Here is a 21099-nt window from a genome sequence, read left to right as displayed (position 1 = left end):
TTAATCCTCAGGTACAGGTTACAGATTTATGAAAGCCTGTACATAATACCAGTATGGAAGCGCTTTTTTATTCTATTTAGTTATACCCTTTAACTTTAGTGAGATATATAAGAAAACGAGATGGGTAAAACTATCAATTACTAAAACAACCTCTTGTTCATAAGCAATGAGGGAATAATGTGCAGTTATTAACCATCATTTTCTCAGCATTGACGACAAAATGAACATAAAAGCCGTAAAAAGCTATTTTTTGCGCAGTCAGCACAAATATTTCATTTATGTTGTTGACAGTTCCTAAGTACGTCTTTAATATTCGCCTCCGTTGAAGCACAGGTCCCCCTTAGCTCAGTTGGTTAGAGCGACGGACTGTTAATCCGCAGGTCCCCCGTTCGAGTCGGGGAGGGGGAGCCAACTTCAGCAAACAACTTAGGTGTCGATTCCCCCTTAGCTCAGTTGGTTAGAGCGACGGACTGTTAATCCGCAGGTCCCCCGTTCGAGTCGGGGAGGGGGAGCCACTTAGTTGGCTCTTAATCGCCTCACCCACTTCATTCTATTTTGATTCCTAAAACAACGCGTTTAGACATTAAATAACCCTAATTCAATCAAGTTGTTAAACCCGTTCTAAAAAGGGATAATAGACCTAATCTGTTTTTCTTTTTAATTCGCGGGCATTGTCCGTCAAAATTCCTCGAAGGAATTGCGTTATTCATGACTGAATTTTTACTGCTATTGATTGGTACAGTACTGGTTAACAATTTTGTGTTGGTTAAGTTTCTCGGCTTATGCCCGTTTATGGGTGTGTCTGGCAAACTTGAAACTGCCATGGGCATGTCTATGGCCACCACATTTGTTCTCACCCTTGCCTCTGCATCGAGCTACCTAGTGGAAACCTATCTACTTGCTCCACTGGGCATCGGTTACCTTAGAACGCTTGCCTTTATTCTTGTTATCGCGGTGGTGGTTCAGTTCACAGAAATGGTCGTGCACAAAACCAGCCCTACCTTATATAGATTGTTAGGTATTTTCCTTCCTCTTATCACAACCAACTGTGCAGTGCTTGGTGTAGCGCTATTAAACCTTACCGAACAGCATAATTTCATGCAGAGTCTTATTTATGGTTTCGGCGCTGCTGTGGGGTTCTCTCTTGTACTGGTGTTATTTGCGGCCATGCGTGAGCGTTTAGCTGCTGCTGATGTACCTGTATCTTTTAAAGGTGCCTCAATCGCTATGATAACCGCTGGTCTCATGTCCCTAGCATTTATGGGCTTTAGTGGACTGGTGAAAGTGTAATGACGATATCTACCGCAATTATATTCGCCGTTGTTGCCATTGGCGTACTTGCGCTTATTTTTGGCTTGGTTCTGGGCTACGCGAGCATTCGCTTTAAAGTTGAGGGCGACCCGCTTGTTGAGCAAATAGATGCCGTACTACCACAAACTCAGTGTGGCCAATGCGGATATCCGGGCTGCAAGCCTTATGCTGAGGCGATTGCTGAAGGTGATGATATTAATAAGTGCCCACCTGGTGGCGAGGCAACGATTAAAAAACTCGCAGACTTGATGGGAGTTGAACCTAAACCCCTTGATGCAGCTCATGGCGAAGAAGACGTTAAAAAAGTCGCGTTTATACGCGAAGACGAATGTATCGGCTGTACCAAATGTATTCAGGCCTGCCCTGTCGACGCCATTTTAGGTGCCGCCAAACACATGCACACGGTTATTACTGATGAATGTACAGGGTGTGACCTATGTGTAGATCCCTGCCCTGTCGACTGTATCGACATGGTGCCAATTGCTCAAACAACTTCTACATGGAAGTGGGATTTTGAATCATCGCCTAAAGGTGATATCCCCATCAAAATGGTGTCGTAATTGTGATGTATCCAAGTTTTGATTCAATTATAGAAACCCTTGAAGCGGGAAAGATGTACTCATTTCCAGGTGGCGTACATCCCGACGATAAGAAATCTCTATCTAATACATCAGTAATAAAGAAACCGTCGCTACCCGAATTATTGATTGTTCCTTTAAGGCAGCACATTGGCTCAGACGGTATCTGCTGCGTAGAAGTTGGCGATACCGTATTGAAAGGCCAAATTCTTTCGCAAAGCTCATCGCCTTTTTCTGTGCCAGTTCATGCGCCAACCTCGGGCGAGGTTGTTGCGATTGCTCCGCATGTTGTAGCGCATCCTAGCGGCCTAACAGAAATGTGTATTTCGATACGTCCTGATGGTAAAGACACATGGTGCGACCTATCTCCAATAGCAAATTATAGCGACATAGATAAGAACAAGCTTATAGAAGCTATTTGCCAAGCAGGAATTTCAGGAATGGGTGGTGCCGGCTTCCCTACCCATATAAAAACCTCAACGTCTAAACCTGTTGAGTTTCTTATTTTAAATGGGATTGAGTGCGAGCCTTACATTACTTCTGACGACCGATTGATGCGTGAGCACGCCTGGCAAATACGCCAGGGTCTAGACATTCTTACTCACCTTATTGGGCCGAAGGCCATTGTAGTTGCGGTTGAAGACAACAAGCCAGAGGCTTTCGAAGCACTTAATATTGCCTGTCAGGATAAGAAAGACTATCGCGTTGTTAGCGTTGAGACTAAATACCCTGCCGGCGGCGAAAAACAGCTGATTCAGGTACTGACTGGCCGAGAAGTTCCAAGAAATGGATTGCCTGCCGACGTAGGCGTGATGATGTTCAACGTTGGTACCTGCTATGCCATTGCAGATGCTATTTTACACGGCAAGCCACTGATTGAACGGGTTGTTACCGTAACTGGTGAAGCCGTTGAATCACCAAGCAATTTTAGAGCGTTGTTGGGTACGCCCGTCTCTCATCTATTGGATGAAGCAAACTACAACCCGAAAAAACAGAAAGCACCTAAAGTGATTATGGGCGGGCCTATGATGGGCTTTACCTTATCAGACGCTACGATCCCCGTGGTTAAAACCACAAACTGTTTGCTGGTTCCTGCAAAAAAAGAGCTGGTAGACGACAATGCAGAGCGCCCCTGTATTCGCTGTAGCGCATGCGCCGACGCATGCCCTGCGTCGTTGCTCCCCCAACAAATGTTTTGGCACGCCAAAGCAAAAGAATACGATAAAGCCGAAGAATACGACCTTTTCGACTGTATAGAGTGCGGCGCATGTGCTTACGTTTGCCCCAGTGAAATCCCACTGGTGCATTACTACCGCCAGGCTAAATCCGAAATACGCATTCAGCGTGATGAAAAGAACAAGGCCGAAAAAGCTAAACAGCGTTTTGAAGCACGTAAAGAACGTTTAGAGCGCGAAAAACTTGAGCGCGAAGAAAAACATAGAAAAGCAAAAGAAGCACGATTAGCCGCCAACAAAGCCAAAGAAGAAAATGCAGTAGCCGATAATGCGAATAGCGCTGTTGATGCTGGCGCAACTGAGGCCAAGGACAAAGTAGCGGCGGCGCTTACGCGTGCGAAAGCAAAGAAAGCGGCTATGCAAGCCAACGCAAAGGATGAAAGTAATACAACAACTACCAACGAATCAAGCACTGCGGCAGACGATAAAAAAGCACAGGTAGCAGCAGCTATTGCCAGAGCTAAGGCGAAAAAAGCCGCACAAGCCCAGAATGAAGCTCAACTTGAAAGCGCGGATAAGCAAAGTGAACAGGCGTCATCGCCAGAAGATGACAAAAAGGCAAAAGTTGCTGCAGCAATCGCCAGAGCAAAAGCGAAAAAGGCCGCACAAGCTCAAAACGAAACGCAAGATGAAAGCGCTGTCGAACCATCAACCACAGAACAGCCAAGTAACCAGTCATCATCACCAGAAGATGAGAAAAAAGCTAAAGTTGCTGCCGCTATCGCTAGAGCAAAAGCAAAAAAGGCCGCGCAAGCCAGCCAGTCTAAAGCACCTTCAGCAGAAAAAACTGCGGGCTCTCAAGGCGAAAAGCATACTGAACTTTCCGATACTGAAGCTAATTCAGAGCTAAACGCTGAAGCGCAGAAAAAAGCGCGTATTGCCGCGGCAATCGCTAAAGCTAAAGCGCAAAAAGCTGCTAAAAATAGCGAAGACGGTCAGCCTGATAAGTCAGTTTTAGAGCAAGGTGCGCCAACTCATTTAGATGAGCAACCAGACAGTCACTCCAATGAACAGCTAGATGAAAAGCAGACTAGGATCGCAGCGGCGGTAGCGAAAGCGAAAGCTAAAAAGGCCGCTTCGCAAAAAACGCAAGCATCTAGCCCTGATGGCGCGGCTGGTATTGAGAATCAAGACGTTAACTCGCCAGAAGAAGCCAGTTTTCAAAGCGTCAGCGATCAAAACAATAGTGCTCAGAGTGATAGCGCATCAGATCCTGCTAACAACTTGAGCGAAGCGGATGAAAAAAAAGCGCGCATTGCTGCTGCGGTGGCGAAAGCGAAAGCCAAAAAAGCGGCTAAGCAGGAAGAACATCAAGGAAGCGAGCAAACTGATGCTAACCACGCTGCCTCGACAAATGAAGCTGACGAGAAAAAGGCGCGCATTGCAGCTGCAGTAGCAAAGGCTAAAGCAAAGAAACTTGCTCAAGACAGTAATGGCAATTTAGCGACCTCATCAAATACTGCTGAACAGGAAAGTAGTAAAGCGCATGAGCAGAGCGAATCGTCTAGCCGTGTAGGTCAAGCAACAAGTACGCAAGCGCCTTCTCAACCGACGGCACAAGATGAAAAGAAAGCGCGTATTGCAGCTGCAGTAGCAAAGGCTAAAGCAAAAAAAGCAGCAGCTGAACAAGAGAAAGAATCATAATGAAATTAAGTTTATCGAGTTCACCACACCAACGGGTTAAACGCGATACTGGACAAGTCATGCGTATGGTTATTTATGCCATGCTCCCTGGCATGATTGCACAATCCTTCTTTTTTGGCTGGGGAATGCTCATTCAAGCCATCATTGCAGTAGTGAGTGCACTGGTCATTGAAGGCGTGATTTTATTTTTAAGAAATCGCCCCATCGAGCGCACATTAACAGATTACAGCGCAGTATTAACCGGCTTACTCATCGCAATTAGTATTCCTCCTACCCTACCTTGGTGGATGACAGTAACGGGTGTTTTCTTCGCTATTGCGGTGGCTAAACAGGTTTACGGCGGGCTTGGCTTTAATATTTTCAACCCTGCCATGATAGCGTATGTGGTGCTGCTTATTTCATTCCCTGCGGCTATGAGCCTATGGCTGCCTCCTGCGACTCACGCTGGCATTACGCCAAGTTTCTTTGATTCGGTATCACTCATATTTACTGGTTTTACTACTAGCGGATACGATGTCACTCAACTCAAAACCATTGCCGATGGTGTAACCATGGCTACACCGTTAGACACATTGAAAACCGACCTAACTCAAGGCGTAACATACTCAGAGTCATTAGCGAAGCCAATCTTCGATGGCGGCATATTCGAAGCTGCTGGTGCTGGATGGGGAATGGTGAGTCTTGCGTATTTGCTTGGTGGCCTCTACCTTTGGAAGACCCGCGTTATCAGCTGGCATATCCCGGGAGGTATGCTGCTAAGCGTGTTTGTTTGTGCATCACTGCTTCATTTAGCAAACGCCGATTACTACGCTTCACCGCTATTTCACCTGTTTAACGGTGCAGTAATGGTAGGCGCCTTCTTTATCGCCACCGACCCGGTTTCAGCGTCAACAACACCAAGAGGCCGCATTATATTTGGTGCAGCTATTGGCTTTTGGGTGGTAATAATCCGTACTTTTGGTGGTTACCCTGATGCTGTAGCGTTTGCGGTTATTATTATGAACATGGCGGTGCCTTTAATTGATTACTATACCCGTCCTCGCGTGTACGGCAAAAACGTAAAAGGTCGAGGTAAACACTAATGATGAAAGAAAGCCTGGCCAAAAACGGCCTTATGTTAGGTGCGTTTGCCGTTGTCACCACAGCGTTAATAGCACTCACTTTTTTTGGCACCCAAGATAAAATTGAACAACAAAAGCAGCAAAAGCTGCTAAGCGTACTTAATGAAGTTGTGCCTAGCGAATTCCACGACAATGCCCTTTACGCCAACTGCACAGAGGTCAATGCACCTGAACTTGGCAACAAAAAAGCCCACAAAATATATCGTGCGACGTTAAATGGCCAACCTAGCGCATTAGTATTAGAAGCCACTGCTCCAGACGGATACAGTGGAGATATCGATATCGTTGTTGGTGTAAAAGTGGATGCACACGTTGGTGGAAACACACAAGGCGGCTCGAGTACTGACTCGCTCGACGGTGAGAGCGAAAATCTCAATATCACCGCGTTAGCGCTCTCGGAGTTGGCCGAGCTTGACTCAACACCTCAGAAGTCATCTGAGCAAGACGAGAATGCGTCCGATATTTCTGCGCCCAACACTAATAGAATCAGTATGAGGGTGCTTGGCGTGCGCGTTATCGAACACAAAGAAACCCCTGGGCTTGGCGATAAAATAGAGCTTGCCGTTAGCAATTGGATAACGGCGTTCAGTGACAAGCCTTTTTCACCCGACAATTTGGCGCCTTGGCAGGTCAAAAAGGACGGTGGTGAGTTCGATCAGTTCACTGGCGCTACCATCACGCCGAGAGCAGTAGTAAGAGCAGTACGCGAAGCCTTGCTTTATGCACAGGCCAACCAATCTGCACTTTTCAACGCTCCTAACACCTGCGCAATTACAGATTCCGTTGAAACAATTGATGCTATTAACGTGAATGAGGCTCAACCTCATAGTGTAGAGGAGCTATAACGTGACTGATTTTCGCGACCTGTCTTTACAAGGGCTTTGGAAGAACAATCCTGCGCTGGTACAACTGTTAGGTTTGTGCCCGCTATTGGCCGTTACCGCGACGTTTATCAATGGTCTCGGGTTAGGCCTTGCTACCATGTTGGTACTCATTGGCAGTAACGTTACCGTTTCACTCGTTCGTAATGTGGTAAGAAACGAAATTCGCATTCCCGTTTTTGTTATGATCATTGCTGCGTTCGTTACCATTGTTCAGCTATTAATGAATGCATACACCTATGACCTTTACTTAGCGCTAGGTATTTTCATTCCGCTGATTGTAACTAACTGCGCCATCATAGGCCGCGCAGAAGCCTTTGCGTCGAAAAACGGGCCGCTCGCCTCTGCCTACGACGGATTCATGATGGGACTGGGTTTTACCGCAGTGCTGGTCATTTTAGGTGGTATGCGTGAGATATTGGGTGCAGGTACATTGCTAGCTGGTGCAGACAGACTGTTTGGCTCAATTGCTGAGAACTGGACCATAACGCTTTTCAACACTGAAAATCCGTTTTTGCTTGCGATACTGCCGCCTGGTGCCTTTTTAGGTATGGGTCTTCTCATTGCTATCAAAAACAGTATTGATGCAAAGTTAGCCGCTAAGCAAACATCGCCTGCAGTGAAGGCTGAACGGGTACGCGTTACAGCTGAAAGCTAAACGCTAAAAATCAAAAACAAAAAAGTATTTAGAAATGAATGATGTAGTTAAGCCGGCCAAGCCGCTTTCTAAGCAGGAAAAAGTAAAAGAAATCATGCGAATACTGGATGACCTTTATCCGGAAATTCCTATCTTTTTAGATCATAAAGACCCATATACGTTACTCATTGCGGTTCTCCTATCGGCGCAATGTACAGACGAGCGCGTTAACCAAATTACGCCAAAGCTCTTTGCTCGGGCAGATAACCCTTACGACATGGTATTGATGAGTATTGAAGAAATTCAAGACATTATCCGTCCTTGTGGTTTATCTCCCATGAAGTCCAAAGGCATTTGGCATTTGTCTGACATGATCATCAAGCAGCACAACGGTGAAGTGCCTGCAAACTTTGAAGCGCTGGAAGCCATGCCCGCAGTGGGTCACAAGACTGCCGCTGTGGTTATGTCTCAAGGCTTTGGCATTCCTGCTTTTCCCGTAGATACTCATATCCACCGATTAATGTATCGCTGGGGTTTGTCGAACGGAAAGAGTGTTGAGCAGACAGAGCGTGACGCAAAACGCTTATTCCCAAAAGAAAGGTGGAACGATTTGCATCTGCAAATCATTCTATATGGCAGAGAATACTGCCCTGCCCGCGGTTTCGACTTAAACAAGTGTGTTATCACACGTGAGTTCGGCAGAAAGAGTTTTATTAACGAAGTACTGAAAGAACAAGAGAAAAAGCAAAAGTTGGCGCTTAAGAAGAAGCGTAAATAGAAACTTTCAGAAAGGAGCCTTAGGCTCCTTTTTTATTCTCCATTTATTTTCTCTCAAGAGGAATTTTGCGACTAACACACGACTTACGCTTGTGGTTTGCCTCGAAAGGGACAACCAAATTGGCTATGATGGATGGGTTAGAGTTTTGCTCGCGCAAATAAAAAAGAAATATAAAAATAAATCCATGGAGAACACATGTCTCGATTGAATACTATCGCTAGAAGGCTGGCGTTTGGTGCATTAGTAAGTGCATGCAGTTTTGGTGTTTTTGCAGAAACTTCCCCCATTACTGACGAGCAAAAGAAAAATGCGGAAGCATTAATTCAAAAAGCCCTGAAAAGTGATTTAGGCTATAGCATTGTTGAATCACTAACCACTGAGATTGGCCCTCGCCTGGGCGGCTCTGAAGCAGAAAAGCGAGCTAGAGATTGGGGCGTGGTGGTAGGAGAGCGCCTAGGTTTTGATAAAGTCAGCATAGAAGAATTCACTATGCCATTTTGGGATAGAGGCCACCTACACATTTCACTCACGGCGCCTTATGCCCAGCCGCTTTACGGCACAGCCCTTGGCGGCGCTGCGCCTTCTGAAAGCGAGATCAATGCAGACATCGTTTATTTCAGAGATATTCACGCGCTAACCGCAGTTAAAGATGGTGCCCTTAAAGGCAAAATTGCATTTGTAGACGGCGACGCCATGGTTAAAAGCCAAACAGGTGCAGGCTATGGTCAAGCGAACCAACGTCGCCGAATTGGTTGGCAACATGCTCAACGCGGCGGCGCTGAAGCGCTGGTCGTGCGCTCAGTAGGATCTGACTCTCATCGTTTTCCTCACTCAGGCATGATGAGCTCAGACGGCGATAATTGGGCAGATATCCCCGTAGTCGCTATCTCAAACCCTGACGCAGACCATTTACGACGTTTACATAACTTAGGTAAACCGCTGTCATTGTCGCTTCACTCTGAATCGAAATGGAAAGGCGAAGTAAACAGCGGCAACGTAATACTGGATTTAGTGGGCAGTGAGAAGCCCGAAGAAATTATCCTTATTGGCGGCCACCTAGACAGCTGGGATTTAGGAACGGGTGCAGTTGATGACGGCGCAGGCGTTGCTATTACCACGGCAGCGGCTGCGTTGATTGCTTCTTTACCAGAGCGCCCAAAACGCACCATTCGTGTGGTCATGTTTGGCGCTGAGGAAGTGGGCTTATTAGGTGCCTTTGCTTACGCTAAACAACACGAAAAGAACCTTGAAAATCACGTTCTGGCCACAGAGTCTGACTTTGGTGCGCAAACTATCTGGCAAGTAGTGTCAAATGTGAATCCCGAAGCGACTGTGCTAGTCGATGAAATCGCGAAGATTTTATCACCGCTAGGTATAGTGCGTGGCGGTTCAGACATTGCTGGCGGCGGCCCTGACATTATTCCGCTAGCAGCGAAAGGCGTACCAACGATTAGGTTAAATCAAAACGGTAGAGATTACTTTGATCTTCACCATACGCCAGATGATACCTTAGATAAAATTGACCCCGATGAGCTTGCGCAAAACATTGCAGCCTACGCAGCAAGTATATACTTGTTAGCCGATTCGGACGTTGACTTAAAAGCTAAACAGTAGTTACACGTTAGTAATCATCAAACATTGGTCAGTGCATCTCGTGCTGGCCAATGCTTACCAGTGCTCTGCTTACCCTCGCCTCTGCTAATACCCATTCTGCATTCCCACGCTCCGCTAGCAAACTTGCCAGCGCCTTCTGAGTAGGCAATGATCTATGTGGATTGGTAAATATACCTCGTCCGAAATACTCAGGCTTTATTGCGCTTGAATAAGCTGGGCAACAAATCGCTTCGCCTCTTGCCTTGATGGCAGCTCTACATGCCGATACGTATTCGCATGTTTAAAAGCAACGGTTGTTTTATTTATGGAGATATTTGAGATTAACGCACCTGACATGGCGCTATTAAAGGTAGAGATAGAATCTTGAAATTGCATAGTAAATACTTCTTTATTAACGTTGTTTGTTTTGAATTCCTCGCAGGTTGGGTAAAGAAATCGAAAAACGATAATTAGGCTCTAGCGTGAACATAGCGTTTCAGAAAGAGCCCACTTTTTTGAGGTCACTTCAGAAAAGAGAAATGACCTTAGATAAGCATAGAGGTCTTATCGAACTACTACGTTAGCAGCTTGAGGACCTTTTTGGCCTTGTTCAACTTCGAAGCTAACTTCTTGGCCTTCTTTCAACGTTTTGAAACCGTCAGAAGCAATTGAACGGAAGTGTACGAATACGTCTTTGCCGCCAGCTTCAGGAGTGATGAAACCAAAACCTTTTTCTTCGTTGAACCACTTAACTGTACCGTTTACAGAATTAGACATAATAAAAACCTTTTAAAAAAATTGATGTGATGGTGGAAAACCACCGAATAGCTATAGACATCTCCAAGCTAGTAAAGCAGTTGTATATCTATATAAAACTTCAATTTGAAGGATTTAAAAAAGAGGTACAGCGCAGTATTAGGTAAAGCAAATAACATATCTAGAGCGATGCGAAAGGTACAGGTAATTGCGAGCAATGTCCACTAGTTTTCAGTTTATTTTTTAACCAAAACACAACTTTTTTACAATTTTTTTGGCGAAGCTGAATACGTATGTTTGTTCAAGGCATTTGAAAGCTAGGTTAACCTTGCTTTTTTGCTATAGGTTTAAATTATGACAGACACGTATGCGTTAGAAGGTAAAACAGCCATTGTTACTGGAGGCGGAAAAGGGCTAGGTAAAACTCTCGCTCAATTTCTACTAGAAGCTGGAATGAACGTGGCCATTTGTGGGCGCACTGAAACTGCGGTCATGCAGACTGTAGAGCAGTTCGACGCCCTATTCCCAGGTAATGTCATTGGCCAAGTTTGTGATGTATCGAAAAGCGCTGATGTTGCCGGCTTTGTTAGAAAGGTCAAAGATACATTTGGTGAACTTCACGTCCTAATTAATAACAGTGGTTTTGGTAAGGAAACCCTTATTTGGGAAACGTCTGAAGAGGACTGGGACGAAGTAATGGATACTAACGTAAAAGGGACCTTTCTGGTGTGTAAGGAGGTTGTGCCCCACATGATTAACAACAGGGAAGGCTACATCATCAATATCGCTTCTCAGGCGGCATTGAACGGCTATGCCAATGCCGGCGTTTACTGTGCATCAAAATTTGCGATGGTGGGACTTGGAAAAGCGTTGCAAGAAGAAGTTCGTCCCTACGGTATTCACGTTCATTCCCTAAACCCTGCACTGATACAGTCGCAGAAAGCAGAAACAGAGAAAGTGGACGATGGCCTAATTCAAAATGAAGACTTAGGCAACATGGTGGTTTACCTATTGAGCCAACCTCGCCGTCTTAAAATTGATAATATCGGTCTATGGGGCTATTAATACCAGTCCGCATAGATAATTACCCACTCAGCGAGACTTAAAATGTTCGTAATCGCGGCGTGTTACCGCAGGTATAGTACGTTTAACTAGAATTGTAATATTGTCTTAAAGCGTTAACATTTCCTCATTAACATAAAAGCGTGTTGTTTGCGTTTACTCAAATAAAGTACTCATCGTATTTATGTGTACAAAAAGTAACGGCCAACACGCAATCACAGTACAGTGTGCCATCGAGTAATTCCGATGGCTCAAAAAAGGAATCTCTTATGCGAATGCTTCACACCATGCTTCGAGTTGAAAACTTAGAGGCCTCTCTTCACTTTTATACTTCACTCATGGGCATGCGCCTTCTTCGCCAGTCTGAAAACAAAGAGTATGAATACACGCTAGCTTTCGTGGGATATGGCGATGAAACCGAGAGTACCGTCTTAGAACTTACCTATAACTGGGGCGACAACACCTACGATAAAGGTAACGCGTATGGTCATATTGCAATTGAGGTCGATGATATCTATCAGTTTTGTGAAAACTTAGAAACAAACGGCGCTGATGTATATCGTAAACCGGGGCCAGTAAAAGGCGGCTCCACCGTTATTGCTTTTGTTCGCGACCCCGATGGGTATGCAATAGAACTCATACAAAATAAATCCATTTCGCTATGAAATGGCTCAAAAACAAGAACTGAAGATGCTGCCAGCGTAGTCAAAGCGATTTGAACGCTTAGGTCGCCAAACTATCAACTTAAAAACGTGCGGCACTGGAAAAAACCGATGTAAAATCACATGGAGTGACACGACATGCTACGTAACCGCTTATTATTTTCGCAAAATGATAAAAACAAAAGCCAAGCTAGAACAGCGATATGTCGGAAGCCTCGAGCAGCGCACAATATAGGCTTGCGCAGTAAGCCAAAAGCAAAACTGGCCGCTATTCTGCCAGCGTTGGTTGTCGCTTTTACCGGTACAGTTGCTGCTGGCAGTACGTTTTCGGCCATGGCTGCAAATAACGAGAATGGACAAATACACGCTGACACAAAAGAAAATGTTGAAACGCACTTTACCGTGATAGCCCATCGCGGCGCGTCGGGCTATTTACCTGAGCATACCCTTGAAGCAGCTACCCTCGCCTTTTCTCTGGGCCCCGATTTTATTGAGCAAGATGTTGTTATCACCAAAGACGACATACCCGTTGTGCTACACGACATCCACTTAGAGACGGTCACCAATGTAGAAGATGTGTTTCCTGCACGCCACCGCGATGACGGACGCTATTACGCGCGTGATTTTACTCTTGAAGAACTGCGACAACTGCGGGTACACGAGCGCGCTAACAGTGACGGGAAGCAAGTTTTTACAAATAGGTACCGCGGCACACATGCTAATTTTAAAGTTGCCACGTTAAATGAACACTTTGAGCTAATCAGCGAGCTAAATCGCCAATTTGGAACGTCTGTCGGGGTTTATCCTGAAGTAAAGTCCCCTGCCTTTCACATTAAAGAAGGCGTTGATGCCAGTAAAATCGTTGTAGATGCTTTGAATGCTTACGGGTTTGGTGGAGAGAGCGGTAATAGCTACCTGCAATGCTTCGATTTTAACGAAGTTAAGCGCGTTCGTGAAACCCTGGGCTATAAAGGCAAAGTTGTGATGCTGATTGGCGAAAACGACTGGGGCGAAAGCGACACAGATTATAACTGGCTGCGCACTCAGGAAGGCATGCAGCAGGTTGCGTTGTATGCCGATGGCATAGGCCCTTGGTTAGGCCAATTACTCGATAATGAAGCGATGACTCAAGGAAAAATAGAAGCCGCGGCATGGATTGCCTACGCCCACGAAAATAACCTGACAATCCACCCCTACACCTACCGACATGATGCACTACCAGCAGGTATGAGTTCAGAGCAAGTCTTGGAAGTTTTAGACAAGGTGGTAGGTGCTGACGGTGTTTTCACCGATCATTTAGTACCGGTATTAAGGTGGCGAGAAAAATTAAACTAACGCATTTTAAAGCGGGTGTAGGCGCGATAATTAGCGCCTAGGATTTTGAAAGTCGCACCACCACGCGTCTGTTTTGGGCGCGGCTTTCTCGCGTATCGTTTGGCGCAATATGGCGTTTCTCACCGTGGCCTGTTAACTGAATTCGATCTTCAGGTACACCTAGCGTAGTCAAATAGCTTTTTACTTCGTTAGCACGTCGAATAGACAACTGTTCATTATTATAGCGACCGCCGTAGCTATCGGTGTAACCATCAAGAAGCACAAGCTCAAGCTCGCTGTCTTCTTTTAAGTATTCACCTATCATGGTTAAGCGCTTCTGCGAATATTTGGTTAGCTCTGTACTGTTGTTTTGATACGACAATACCGTGTAGGCAATGTCATCAAAGCCGAAGGGCAATAAGTTCGATACACACTTCACAAATTCACGATACACACCAGAGAAGTTGCTAGCGTTTAATGCCACACTTACTTGGTCGTATTTGTTATACCAATCTTGGTAATAGATTGTGGGCCAAAAGCCTTTTTCTAATTCAGACAACATAGTCCAAGCCGCATCCTGCGGAAGGTCGCCATTGTACTGTTTACGAATAGACATGTCGGCAATGGTTTTAGGCGCAACGCCGGGCATCCATTTAGGTGGTACAGAATAAACAGCAGCCATATCAAATTTGCTGGGCAGCAAATACATGTCCAGTTCGAATTCCATATTAAGCTGCTTCGACGCTGAGCTCGTGAACATGGCTTCGCCATAACCGGGTAGTTCGTGGTTCAAGGTACACTGAAGTCGGGTGTCTTTGTCTATTCGCCAGTTGGAGCTTTCTATGGTTGCAGAATATTGCCGCATGGCAGCGTGGGAAGACAATGACCCCAGCATCCCCAATAAAGCGATGTATTTTAATTTCGACACCATTTCGACACCATAACGAAAATCAGACTAACACAGGTAAAAGACAACACTACGTGCACAAATTACCGAACATAATGAATCAAATTAGCTCACACAAAAAGAAGAAATGTGCCTAATGATTTTTTCACGCTTAATTTGATTATCGTCCAAATTGTAGAAAAGTTTAGCGTTTAATACCATTCGCGTTTTGTACTTTTGCTAGCCCCCTGATTTAACAGTTTATAAATTGCAACTGGCAACTCGAGAGTATCCTTGCGATAATTCTTTTACGCAATATGCTTCGCAGGTTGGTACGCATTTTAGTCACCAACCAATTAACGCAATCGAGTCTTACAAGAGTGTTTATGTCTGCCAACCCGCCCCTTCTCTCCCAGCGCTTTCGAGGTTACTTTCCCGTTGTTATCGACGTTGAAACAGCCGGATTTAATGCAGGCACTGACGCCCTGTTAGAATTAGCCGCGGTAACGGTGAAAATGGATGAAAACGGTATACTTCATCCTGATCAAACTTTTCATTATCACATTGACCCCTTTGAGGGCGCTAACCTAGAGCCAGCAGCCTTAGAATTTAATGGCATCGATCCTAATTGTGCATTGCGAGGGGCTATTGAAGAAAGCGAAGCCATGAAGGACTTATGTAAAGGGATCCGCAAGGCGCAAAAAAATGCAGACTGCCAACGTTCAGTTATTGTTGCTCACAATGCAACGTTCGATCAGAGTTTCGTCAATGCCGCGATAGAACGCTGCAATATAAAACGCACGCCGTTCCATCCGTTTGTTTCATTTGACACCACCAGCCTTGCTGGATTGGCCTTAGGCCAAACGGTTTTGGTAAAAGCATGCCGTGCAGCGGGGATCGCATTTGACCAAAGTGAAGCGCACAGTGCGCTGTATGACGCCCAAAAGACCACCGAGCTATTTTGCTATATGGTAAACCGCTATAAAGCGCTAGGCGGATGGCCTGTAGAAATTAAAGAGTAGTTTTATTTAAACTGATATAAACAAAAACAGCGCCAAAAGGCGCTGTTTTTTTATAATCTTTAAACAGTTTAGCTTATAGCTTGTCTGCTTCTTCAGATAGGTACTTAGCAACACCTTCAGGCGACGCATCCATACCAGCTTTACCTTCAGTCCAACCCGCTGGGCAAACTTCACCATGCTCTTGGTGGAATGCTAGTGCATCGACCATGCGTAGCATTTCATCAACGTTACGGCCAAGTGGAAGGTCATTGATTACCTGATGACGTACCATACCTTCTTCGTCGATTAGGAATGAACCACGGAACGCAACGCCATCTTCTGGGTGCTCAACATCGTATGCCTGGCAGATGTCGTGCTTAACGTCAGCAACAAGGGTGTACTTAACCGGACCAATACCACCTTGATTTACCGGAGTGTTTCTCCACGCATTGTGTGAGAACTGAGAGTCGATTGAAACACCGATCACTTCAACACCACGCTTTTTGAACTCGTCGAAACGCTTGTCAAAGGCGATAAGCTCTGACGGGCAAACAAACGTAAAATCTAGTGGGTAGAAGAATACAACAGCTTTCTTGCCCTTGATTGCTTCACTTAGTGTGAAAGTGTCAACAATTTCACCACTACCAAGTACCGCTGCTGCAGTAAAGTCAGGTGCTGGACGGCCAACTAATACACTCATGAGTCTCTCCATTTATATTTGGATTGTAATAATAGAAGTGATTACGTTGCGTAACCACTTTGATAAGAAATTTCTTTCAAAGAAAATAGGTACGAATATGGAAATAACAATATTAAACAACGAGTTTTTTTACTGATCATACCAATAACCGCTTAACATCCCCCCACACTGTTCAGTCTTTCTTCAATTACCTTGTATTAAATTTGTCATTATCCACTTGCTAAAGCAAAGAATAACAATTATTATCATTTACAGATTCATTTGGAGTACGTTTAATGTTTGTTTGCATGTGCTATGGGGTAACTGATAAAAGCATTCGCGCAGCGGTTGAAGAAAACGGTGTGGGAAATATGCGAGAGTTACGTCAACATTTAGAGCTTGGCTCACAATGCGGTAAGTGCATCAACATGGCGCAACAGATCATTGACCAAACTATCGTCGATGAGTCCCTATTCAAAGACGTTGGCTAGGCAATTAGCCAACCCGCGTATTCTTAACACGCAACGTCATCGCTCTTAGCATCCTTGGCTAGACTTAAAACACCATATTTATTATCACGATTATTTCTTTAAGTGACCTAAGTCATATCCTAGTTTAAATACCTAAGTAATATTTACATCGTCACCTAAAACGATAGGTTGTTGTCCTTTCAAACTCAGAGCTAGGCTCATTTTCTTACTTTCAATGAGTGCAGCGCGCCATTTAACTACGTAGCTTTGCTGAAGCATGCCCTAGTTAAAGGTGTACTCAATGCCTGCATAATAGAAAGCCCCATTGATACCGCTAGGCGATGTAGGTGGGTAGAGTGCGCCAACTTCACCTTGAAAAGGGTTTTCATTAGGCAGCGAATCAAACAGATTTTGGGCGCCAAGGGTAACTTGTGTTTGAGGCAGTACTTTCCATGCAACTTGGGCATCGAATGTGGTTAACGCATTGCCGTATATGTCCATCCCTGCGGACGCATCAAGATGGTCTTCATAAAACTCACCGTAATAGTTAAGCCGCCAAGTAAATGCCCAATTTCCTTTCGATTGCTCCAGCGTGATACTGCCTCGATGAGCAGGCAAGTTATCTTCCAGCATACGAATTCTTGCCCGTGTTAGATTAGGTAGAAGCCGTATTTCCTCCCCCACTTGCGCAGGATAAAGTGTAACCCGCTCTACTTGTGTGTCTGTCCAGTTGAAGGCAAGAAGTAAAGAATTTGACCAATCAGCTAGCGCAAAATTGTAGTTAACAACTAAATCAACACCCTGAGTTTTTGTGTCAAAGTCATTTGTAAAATACTTTGCAGCATTATATTTCGCCGCATCTGGACGCCCTTGGGCAATAAGCGCACTAATGTCGTCGTCGGTTAACGGGATTGCAGATGTCGTACTAATGCGATCAGAAAGGCGAATATTGAAATAGTCGAGCGTCGCAAAAAAGTTCTCGCTTGCCTGCATAACAAGCCCGAGGCTAAAGTTCACCGATTCTTCAGGCGTCAGTGGAGTTGCGCCTAGTTGCAGTGAGATAAGATCAGTTGGAGGCAGCGTTGCTTGGTCTTCCAAACCGTTAACACCGTAGGCGGTAGTTACGTTGATAACATTACTCTGCCCTACTGTTGGGGCTTTAAAACCGGTATTTACAGATCCGCGTAATGCAAAAATATCATTTAATTTATAGCGAGTACTCAATTTGCCATCAAATGTCGAGCCGAAATCACTGAAATGCTCTACACGTGTGGCCACGCCAAACTGCCATGCTTCGGTAACATAAAATTCCAAATCAGCGTACACGGCCCAATTGCTTCTGCTCCAGTGCCCAGCACTTTGAGGCTGATACCCCGGAAAACCGTTGGAACCGATGGAAAAGCCTTGGTTCAACCCAAGTGGCGGCTCTAGGGCGAAAGGGCCTGCAATATATGACGCTTCATCGCCGGACTTTTGAAAATAGGTTTCTTTGCGCCATTCTAAGCCCACGGCAATGCTAACCGGATCGTCGAAAATAGTTTGAATGAGTTTGTTAAAATCTAAGTTAAGCGTTCGCTCTACTTGCGACACACCACCGGGCGAAAACGACGTTGGCGTTTGTGGCCCTAACGATGGATTAACTGTATTTGAGATGGTGTACTCAATGTCACTGTAGCCCAATGTCGCACTGGCATCCATCGCCCAGCCATTAGGTAACTCATGTTTAACGCCCATCGCAACAGAAGCATCCGTTATCGTACCCCCAAATTTTGGTGTGAAACCGCCAGGGAACCACTCATTGAAAGCAAAACAGTTGGCACCAAGCGCCGTTGTGTTATCTGCAATTAGTTGATACGAGGGGTCCAGCAATACACTATTGCTGGACAAAGTTATAGAAGGGCAAGCAATTCCACTTTCCAATCCATCGAGATCGGCTACAATCAGACGACTTTCCCCTGTATTTGGGTCGGTACGGCTGAACACCCCTTCTCGGGTTTGCGGATTTCGAAAGTAAAAACCACCGTTTATTTCTCTTCTTGCTGCAGTGGCAAAGCTGTAAAATTGTGATTTAGACGAAATGTCTGCGCCCGCATTTAGCGCAAGTTTAATATCTTCGTTAACATCAAGCGCTCCCCATACTTGGGACGGTGACGCGATGAACACATTCCCTTGGTCAATCAAGTTCTGCGCATCAATCCGCTGTACAGAGCGCGACGTGCCATTTTGCTGACGATACTCTGCCGTTGCATTTAAAAAGCCGTCTTCTCCAATAGCAAAGCCCTTATTCAACTGCACTTGAAACAGTTCGCCGTCACCTTCACTGTATCCGCCCACTTTCAGCGCAACATGCCCTCCTTCACGAGCATCCTTAAGTACGAAGTTAATCACGCCTGCAATGGCGTCTGAGCCATACTGGGCTGCTGCACCATCTCGCAATACTTCAACTTGCTTTAACGCATAGGCAGGAATAACCGATATATCAGGCCCTTGTGCACCGTCAGATAAACCTCCGCCTAAAAACGTGATTACCGCAGAGCGATGGCGTCGCTTTCCGTTAAGCAGCAAAAGCGTGTGATCCGAGGACATGCCTCTAAGGTTCGCCGGCCTTACCAGGCTACTGGCATCATTGATGGGCTGATCGTTTACGTTTAACGAAGGAACCATCACGCTTAACATAGAAAGCACGTCTGAATTCCCCTGTGAGTTGAGGGTTTCAGAACCAATCACATCCAAAGGAACTGGTGAGTCAACAGCACTTCGAGGCGAGTTACGAGTACCGACGACCGCAATTTTTTCAAGTCCATTGCCTCCCTCTTCTGTTTTCTTTTCGGTATCTTGTGGCTGTGTTTCCTTCGCCACTAACGATGAACGAGAACGAATACTTACCGCACCGCTTTCATCAGTTACTACCGCCAATTCTGTTCCTTCAAGAAGCTGTGCCAGCGCTTCATTCAGTGTGAACGTACCTTCCAATGCGTTTGTTTTCACTTTTTTTGCTAAATCAAAAGGAAAAAGCAATGTGGTATTTGCCTGTTTAGCTAGTTCGGTTAGCGCTTCATTAGCATTTTGTGCGGGTATTGAAAAGCTGTAAGCACCCAATTTTGGTTCGGTTTGGTCGGGTGATTGCGAAGGGCTGTCTGTTTGTGCATGAAGCGTTGGCGCTGGTGCTATGAAAAGAAAAAAGCCGGACGCTATGTGAAGTGCCGAGAGGGACAAGATACGGGAGAATTTGCGCATTCTTTTTTGCGAAAGGCATTGGGCCGAACACGCGAGGGCATGCAGCTTTTCTATTGCCTTTTTGGTTTGCCTGCTTATCGCAAAATTGCTGTATTGCAAGATATAAAATCGATGTGCTTATTATTTTAATTATATTGTCACATTAAAGAAATTGATGCCAACTACGAATAGTAGAAAGCACCTATCTTTCAGAAATATTTAACTTTTCGCTAGCTTAAGCTCAATACTTGTTTCTGTGACTTTCTCGTAGTTGATGTTAAAGCTGCTCTTAAGTGCAGACAACAAACCGTCTATATCGCCTACCTTAAAGTAGCCCGCTACACGTCGCTTGCGCAGACTTTCGTCCGAAATGTTAAAGCGAACGGGTGTATAGCGGCCAATCTCAGCTAATACGGCCTCTAGCGGTTCACCTTTAAATACAATCATACCTTGTTGCCACGCTAAATCGTCATCAATGTCATTTTGAGACATGCTTTCACGGGCTTCCACTTTACCTTGTACAGTGGCTTTTTCACCCGCGAACATAAGAAGCCCTTCTTCAGCAACAGGACGTTTAGTGAAGAGCGATTCATTTGAGGATGAAGCCTTAAAGCGGTCTTTCACCAATACCTTTCCGTCGGTAACCACTAACTCAAACGCATTATCATCCACATATTGCATATTAAAGGCAGTTCCAACAGCGGTAACGGTGTTGTTGCCTGCGGTCACAGAGAAAGGGCGAGACGTGTCGTGAGCCACTTCAAAGTGTGCCTCCCCTTTCAATAAAACGATATTGCGCGCCGTTGATGAGAAATCTACGGTAACTACAGAGTTTGTATTTAGATGAAGTTTAGAGCCATCGGCTAGCGTCACGTTTTTCTGTTCGCCAACACCGGTTTGTACCTTTTGTGTTACCGCTGCGAATTCAGGGGTGCTATTTAGCCACGTGCGCTGAACCACTACCCCAACAGCAATTGCCATCACTAAAAATGTGGCCGCAATGCCCCAAACCGCTGTTTTAGGCATATTGCGTTTTTTCGACGACTGACGAGAGGTTGGCTGCGGGAATAAACCGCTCAATTCATTTAATACCGACATGTCGTCCCACAAGCTAGCGGCGTCGAGCAAAGCTTGACGATGCGCATTACTTTCCGACAACCAAGCATCTAGCTCCGTCTTTTCGACACTGTTTAAGCCGCGATCGAGACGGCTTATCCATAAGCATGCTTGCTCTTGGATATCTTCTTTGCTTGAAAACTGGCGAATATTATTCAT

Annotated in this window: 19 protein-coding genes and 2 tRNA genes; 15 read left to right on the top strand and 6 right to left on the bottom strand. The window is 45.3% G+C overall.

Annotation, left to right across the window (positions count from 1 at the left end):
• Positions 1-334: 334 nt before the first annotated feature.
• From BZA03_RS01225 to BZA03_RS01180, 10 genes are all read left to right on the top strand, one after another.
• A tRNA-Asn gene (locus BZA03_RS01225) sits at positions 335-411 on the top strand.
• A gap of 27 nt (positions 412-438) precedes the next feature.
• Positions 439-515, top strand: a tRNA-Asn gene (locus BZA03_RS01220).
• Between the two features lie 193 nt (positions 516-708).
• On the top strand, positions 709-1290 hold the full coding sequence (gene rsxA / locus BZA03_RS01215; protein WP_014975993.1) for an electron transport complex subunit RsxA: 582 nt from the start codon (positions 709-711) through the stop codon (positions 1288-1290).
• The gene (rsxB, locus tag BZA03_RS01210) at positions 1290-1871 is read left to right on the top strand and encodes an electron transport complex subunit RsxB (RefSeq protein ID WP_014975992.1); all 582 of its coding nucleotides are present in this window, start codon (positions 1290-1292) and stop codon (positions 1869-1871) included. The genes rsxA and rsxB overlap by 1 nt, the downstream gene beginning before the upstream one ends.
• A gap of 5 nt (positions 1872-1876) precedes the next feature.
• Positions 1877-4768, top strand: coding sequence for an electron transport complex subunit RsxC (gene rsxC / locus BZA03_RS01205; protein ID WP_110287749.1), 2892 nt, complete (start codon positions 1877-1879; stop codon positions 4766-4768).
• A complete protein-coding gene (rsxD, locus tag BZA03_RS01200; RefSeq protein WP_014948782.1) occupies positions 4768-5850 on the top strand; it encodes an electron transport complex subunit RsxD in 1083 nt (360 codons plus the stop codon). Before rsxC ends, rsxD begins: the two co-directional genes overlap by 1 nt.
• Positions 5850-6734, top strand: a complete 885-nt coding sequence (locus tag BZA03_RS01195; RefSeq protein WP_110287748.1) for an RnfABCDGE type electron transport complex subunit G — start codon at positions 5850-5852, stop codon at positions 6732-6734. The genes rsxD and BZA03_RS01195 overlap by 1 nt, the downstream gene beginning before the upstream one ends.
• A gap of 1 nt (position 6735) precedes the next feature.
• Positions 6736-7428, top strand: a complete 693-nt coding sequence (locus BZA03_RS01190) for an electron transport complex subunit E (RefSeq protein ID WP_039233136.1) — start codon at positions 6736-6738, stop codon at positions 7426-7428.
• A gap of 34 nt (positions 7429-7462) precedes the next feature.
• Entirely contained in the window at positions 7463-8185 is a 723-nt protein-coding gene (gene nth, locus BZA03_RS01185) for an endonuclease III (protein WP_014975990.1), read from the top strand.
• 195 nt (positions 8186-8380) lie between these two features.
• The gene (locus BZA03_RS01180; protein ID WP_014948778.1) at positions 8381-9799 is read left to right on the top strand and encodes a M20/M25/M40 family metallo-hydrolase; all 1419 of its coding nucleotides are present in this window, start codon (positions 8381-8383) and stop codon (positions 9797-9799) included.
• 195 nt (positions 9800-9994) lie between these two features.
• Here the strand turns inward: BZA03_RS01180 and BZA03_RS01175 are convergent, their stop codons facing one another.
• Both BZA03_RS01175 and BZA03_RS01170 read right to left on the bottom strand, forming a co-directional pair.
• Complete coding sequence (locus tag BZA03_RS01175; RefSeq protein WP_039233139.1) at positions 9995-10174, bottom strand: hypothetical protein; 180 nt, start codon at positions 10172-10174, stop codon at positions 9995-9997.
• Positions 10175-10342: 168 nt separating this feature from the next.
• Complete coding sequence (locus tag BZA03_RS01170; protein ID WP_014948776.1) at positions 10343-10555, bottom strand: cold-shock protein; 213 nt, start codon at positions 10553-10555, stop codon at positions 10343-10345.
• Between the two features lie 333 nt (positions 10556-10888).
• Between BZA03_RS01170 and BZA03_RS01165 the strand changes: the two genes are divergently transcribed.
• The 3 genes from BZA03_RS01165 (at position 10889) to glpQ (ending at position 13593) form a co-directional block, all read left to right on the top strand.
• A complete protein-coding gene (locus BZA03_RS01165) occupies positions 10889-11599 on the top strand; it encodes an SDR family oxidoreductase (protein WP_110287747.1) in 711 nt (236 codons plus the stop codon).
• 266 nt (positions 11600-11865) lie between these two features.
• Positions 11866-12261 (top strand): lactoylglutathione lyase, encoded by a 396-nt coding sequence (gene gloA, locus BZA03_RS01160; protein ID WP_014948774.1) that lies wholly within the window; start codon positions 11866-11868, stop codon positions 12259-12261.
• A 135-nt stretch (positions 12262-12396) separates the two neighbouring features.
• Positions 12397-13593 carry a glycerophosphodiester phosphodiesterase gene (gene glpQ, locus BZA03_RS01155; RefSeq protein WP_110287746.1) on the top strand — a complete coding sequence of 399 codons (1197 nt, stop codon included), beginning with the start codon at positions 12397-12399 and terminating at the stop codon, positions 13591-13593.
• Positions 13594-13630: 37 nt separating this feature from the next.
• Here the strand turns inward: glpQ and BZA03_RS01150 are convergent, their stop codons facing one another.
• Positions 13631-14503 carry an OmpA family protein gene (locus BZA03_RS01150; protein ID WP_014975986.1) on the bottom strand — a complete coding sequence of 291 codons (873 nt, stop codon included), beginning with the start codon at positions 14501-14503 and terminating at the stop codon, positions 13631-13633.
• A gap of 341 nt (positions 14504-14844) precedes the next feature.
• Between BZA03_RS01150 and rnt the strand changes: the two genes are divergently transcribed.
• Positions 14845-15480, top strand: a complete 636-nt coding sequence (gene rnt, locus BZA03_RS01145; RefSeq protein ID WP_110287745.1) for a ribonuclease T — start codon at positions 14845-14847, stop codon at positions 15478-15480.
• Between the two features lie 73 nt (positions 15481-15553).
• Here the strand turns inward: rnt and BZA03_RS01140 are convergent, their stop codons facing one another.
• Entirely contained in the window at positions 15554-16159 is a 606-nt protein-coding gene (locus tag BZA03_RS01140; protein ID WP_014948770.1) for a peroxiredoxin, read from the bottom strand.
• A 275-nt stretch (positions 16160-16434) separates the two neighbouring features.
• Between BZA03_RS01140 and BZA03_RS01135 the strand changes: the two genes are divergently transcribed.
• Positions 16435-16629, top strand: a complete 195-nt coding sequence (locus tag BZA03_RS01135) for a bacterioferritin-associated ferredoxin (protein WP_014948769.1) — start codon at positions 16435-16437, stop codon at positions 16627-16629.
• Between the two features lie 261 nt (positions 16630-16890).
• On the opposite strand, the gene BZA03_RS01130 is transcribed toward BZA03_RS01135, so the two are convergent.
• Entirely contained in the window at positions 16891-19824 is a 2934-nt protein-coding gene (locus BZA03_RS01130; protein ID WP_110287744.1) for a TonB-dependent receptor, read from the bottom strand.
• Positions 19825-20043: 219 nt separating this feature from the next.
• On the bottom strand, positions 20044-21099 hold the full coding sequence (locus tag BZA03_RS01125) for a FecR domain-containing protein (RefSeq protein ID WP_110287743.1): 1056 nt from the start codon (positions 21097-21099) through the stop codon (positions 20044-20046).

It is taken from the genome of Alteromonas sp. I10 (genome assembly GCF_003201515.1).
In the GTDB taxonomy this organism is placed as follows: domain Bacteria; phylum Pseudomonadota; class Gammaproteobacteria; order Enterobacterales; family Alteromonadaceae; genus Alteromonas; species Alteromonas macleodii.
This window is presented reverse-complemented; position numbering and strand designations above follow the sequence as displayed.

Coding starts and splice junctions, on each gene's coding strand:
- rnt (WP_110287745.1), top strand. CDS start 14,845: ATGTCTGCCAACCCGCCCCTTCTCTCCCAGCGCTTTCGAGGTTACTTT.
- BZA03_RS01170 (WP_014948776.1), bottom strand. CDS start 10,555: ATGTCTAATTCTGTAAACGGTACAGTTAAGTGGTTCAACGAAGAAAAA.
- BZA03_RS01125 (WP_110287743.1), bottom strand. CDS start 21,099: ATGAATAATATTCGCCAGTTTTCAAGCAAAGAAGATATCCAAGAGCAA.
- BZA03_RS01150 (WP_014975986.1), bottom strand. CDS start 14,503: ATGGTGTCGAAATTAAAATACATCGCTTTATTGGGGATGCTGGGGTCA.
- nth (WP_014975990.1), top strand. CDS start 7,463: ATGAATGATGTAGTTAAGCCGGCCAAGCCGCTTTCTAAGCAGGAAAAA.
- BZA03_RS01180 (WP_014948778.1), top strand. CDS start 8,381: ATGTCTCGATTGAATACTATCGCTAGAAGGCTGGCGTTTGGTGCATTA.
- glpQ (WP_110287746.1), top strand. CDS start 12,397: ATGCTACGTAACCGCTTATTATTTTCGCAAAATGATAAAAACAAAAGC.
- BZA03_RS01165 (WP_110287747.1), top strand. CDS start 10,889: ATGACAGACACGTATGCGTTAGAAGGTAAAACAGCCATTGTTACTGGA.
- rsxD (WP_014948782.1), top strand. CDS start 4,768: ATGAAATTAAGTTTATCGAGTTCACCACACCAACGGGTTAAACGCGAT.
- BZA03_RS01195 (WP_110287748.1), top strand. CDS start 5,850: ATGATGAAAGAAAGCCTGGCCAAAAACGGCCTTATGTTAGGTGCGTTT.
- gloA (WP_014948774.1), top strand. CDS start 11,866: ATGCGAATGCTTCACACCATGCTTCGAGTTGAAAACTTAGAGGCCTCT.
- rsxC (WP_110287749.1), top strand. CDS start 1,877: ATGTATCCAAGTTTTGATTCAATTATAGAAACCCTTGAAGCGGGAAAG.
- rsxA (WP_014975993.1), top strand. CDS start 709: ATGACTGAATTTTTACTGCTATTGATTGGTACAGTACTGGTTAACAAT.
- BZA03_RS01135 (WP_014948769.1), top strand. CDS start 16,435: ATGTTTGTTTGCATGTGCTATGGGGTAACTGATAAAAGCATTCGCGCA.
- BZA03_RS01140 (WP_014948770.1), bottom strand. CDS start 16,159: ATGAGTGTATTAGTTGGCCGTCCAGCACCTGACTTTACTGCAGCAGCG.
- BZA03_RS01175 (WP_039233139.1), bottom strand. CDS start 10,174: ATGCAATTTCAAGATTCTATCTCTACCTTTAATAGCGCCATGTCAGGT.
- rsxB (WP_014975992.1), top strand. CDS start 1,290: ATGACGATATCTACCGCAATTATATTCGCCGTTGTTGCCATTGGCGTA.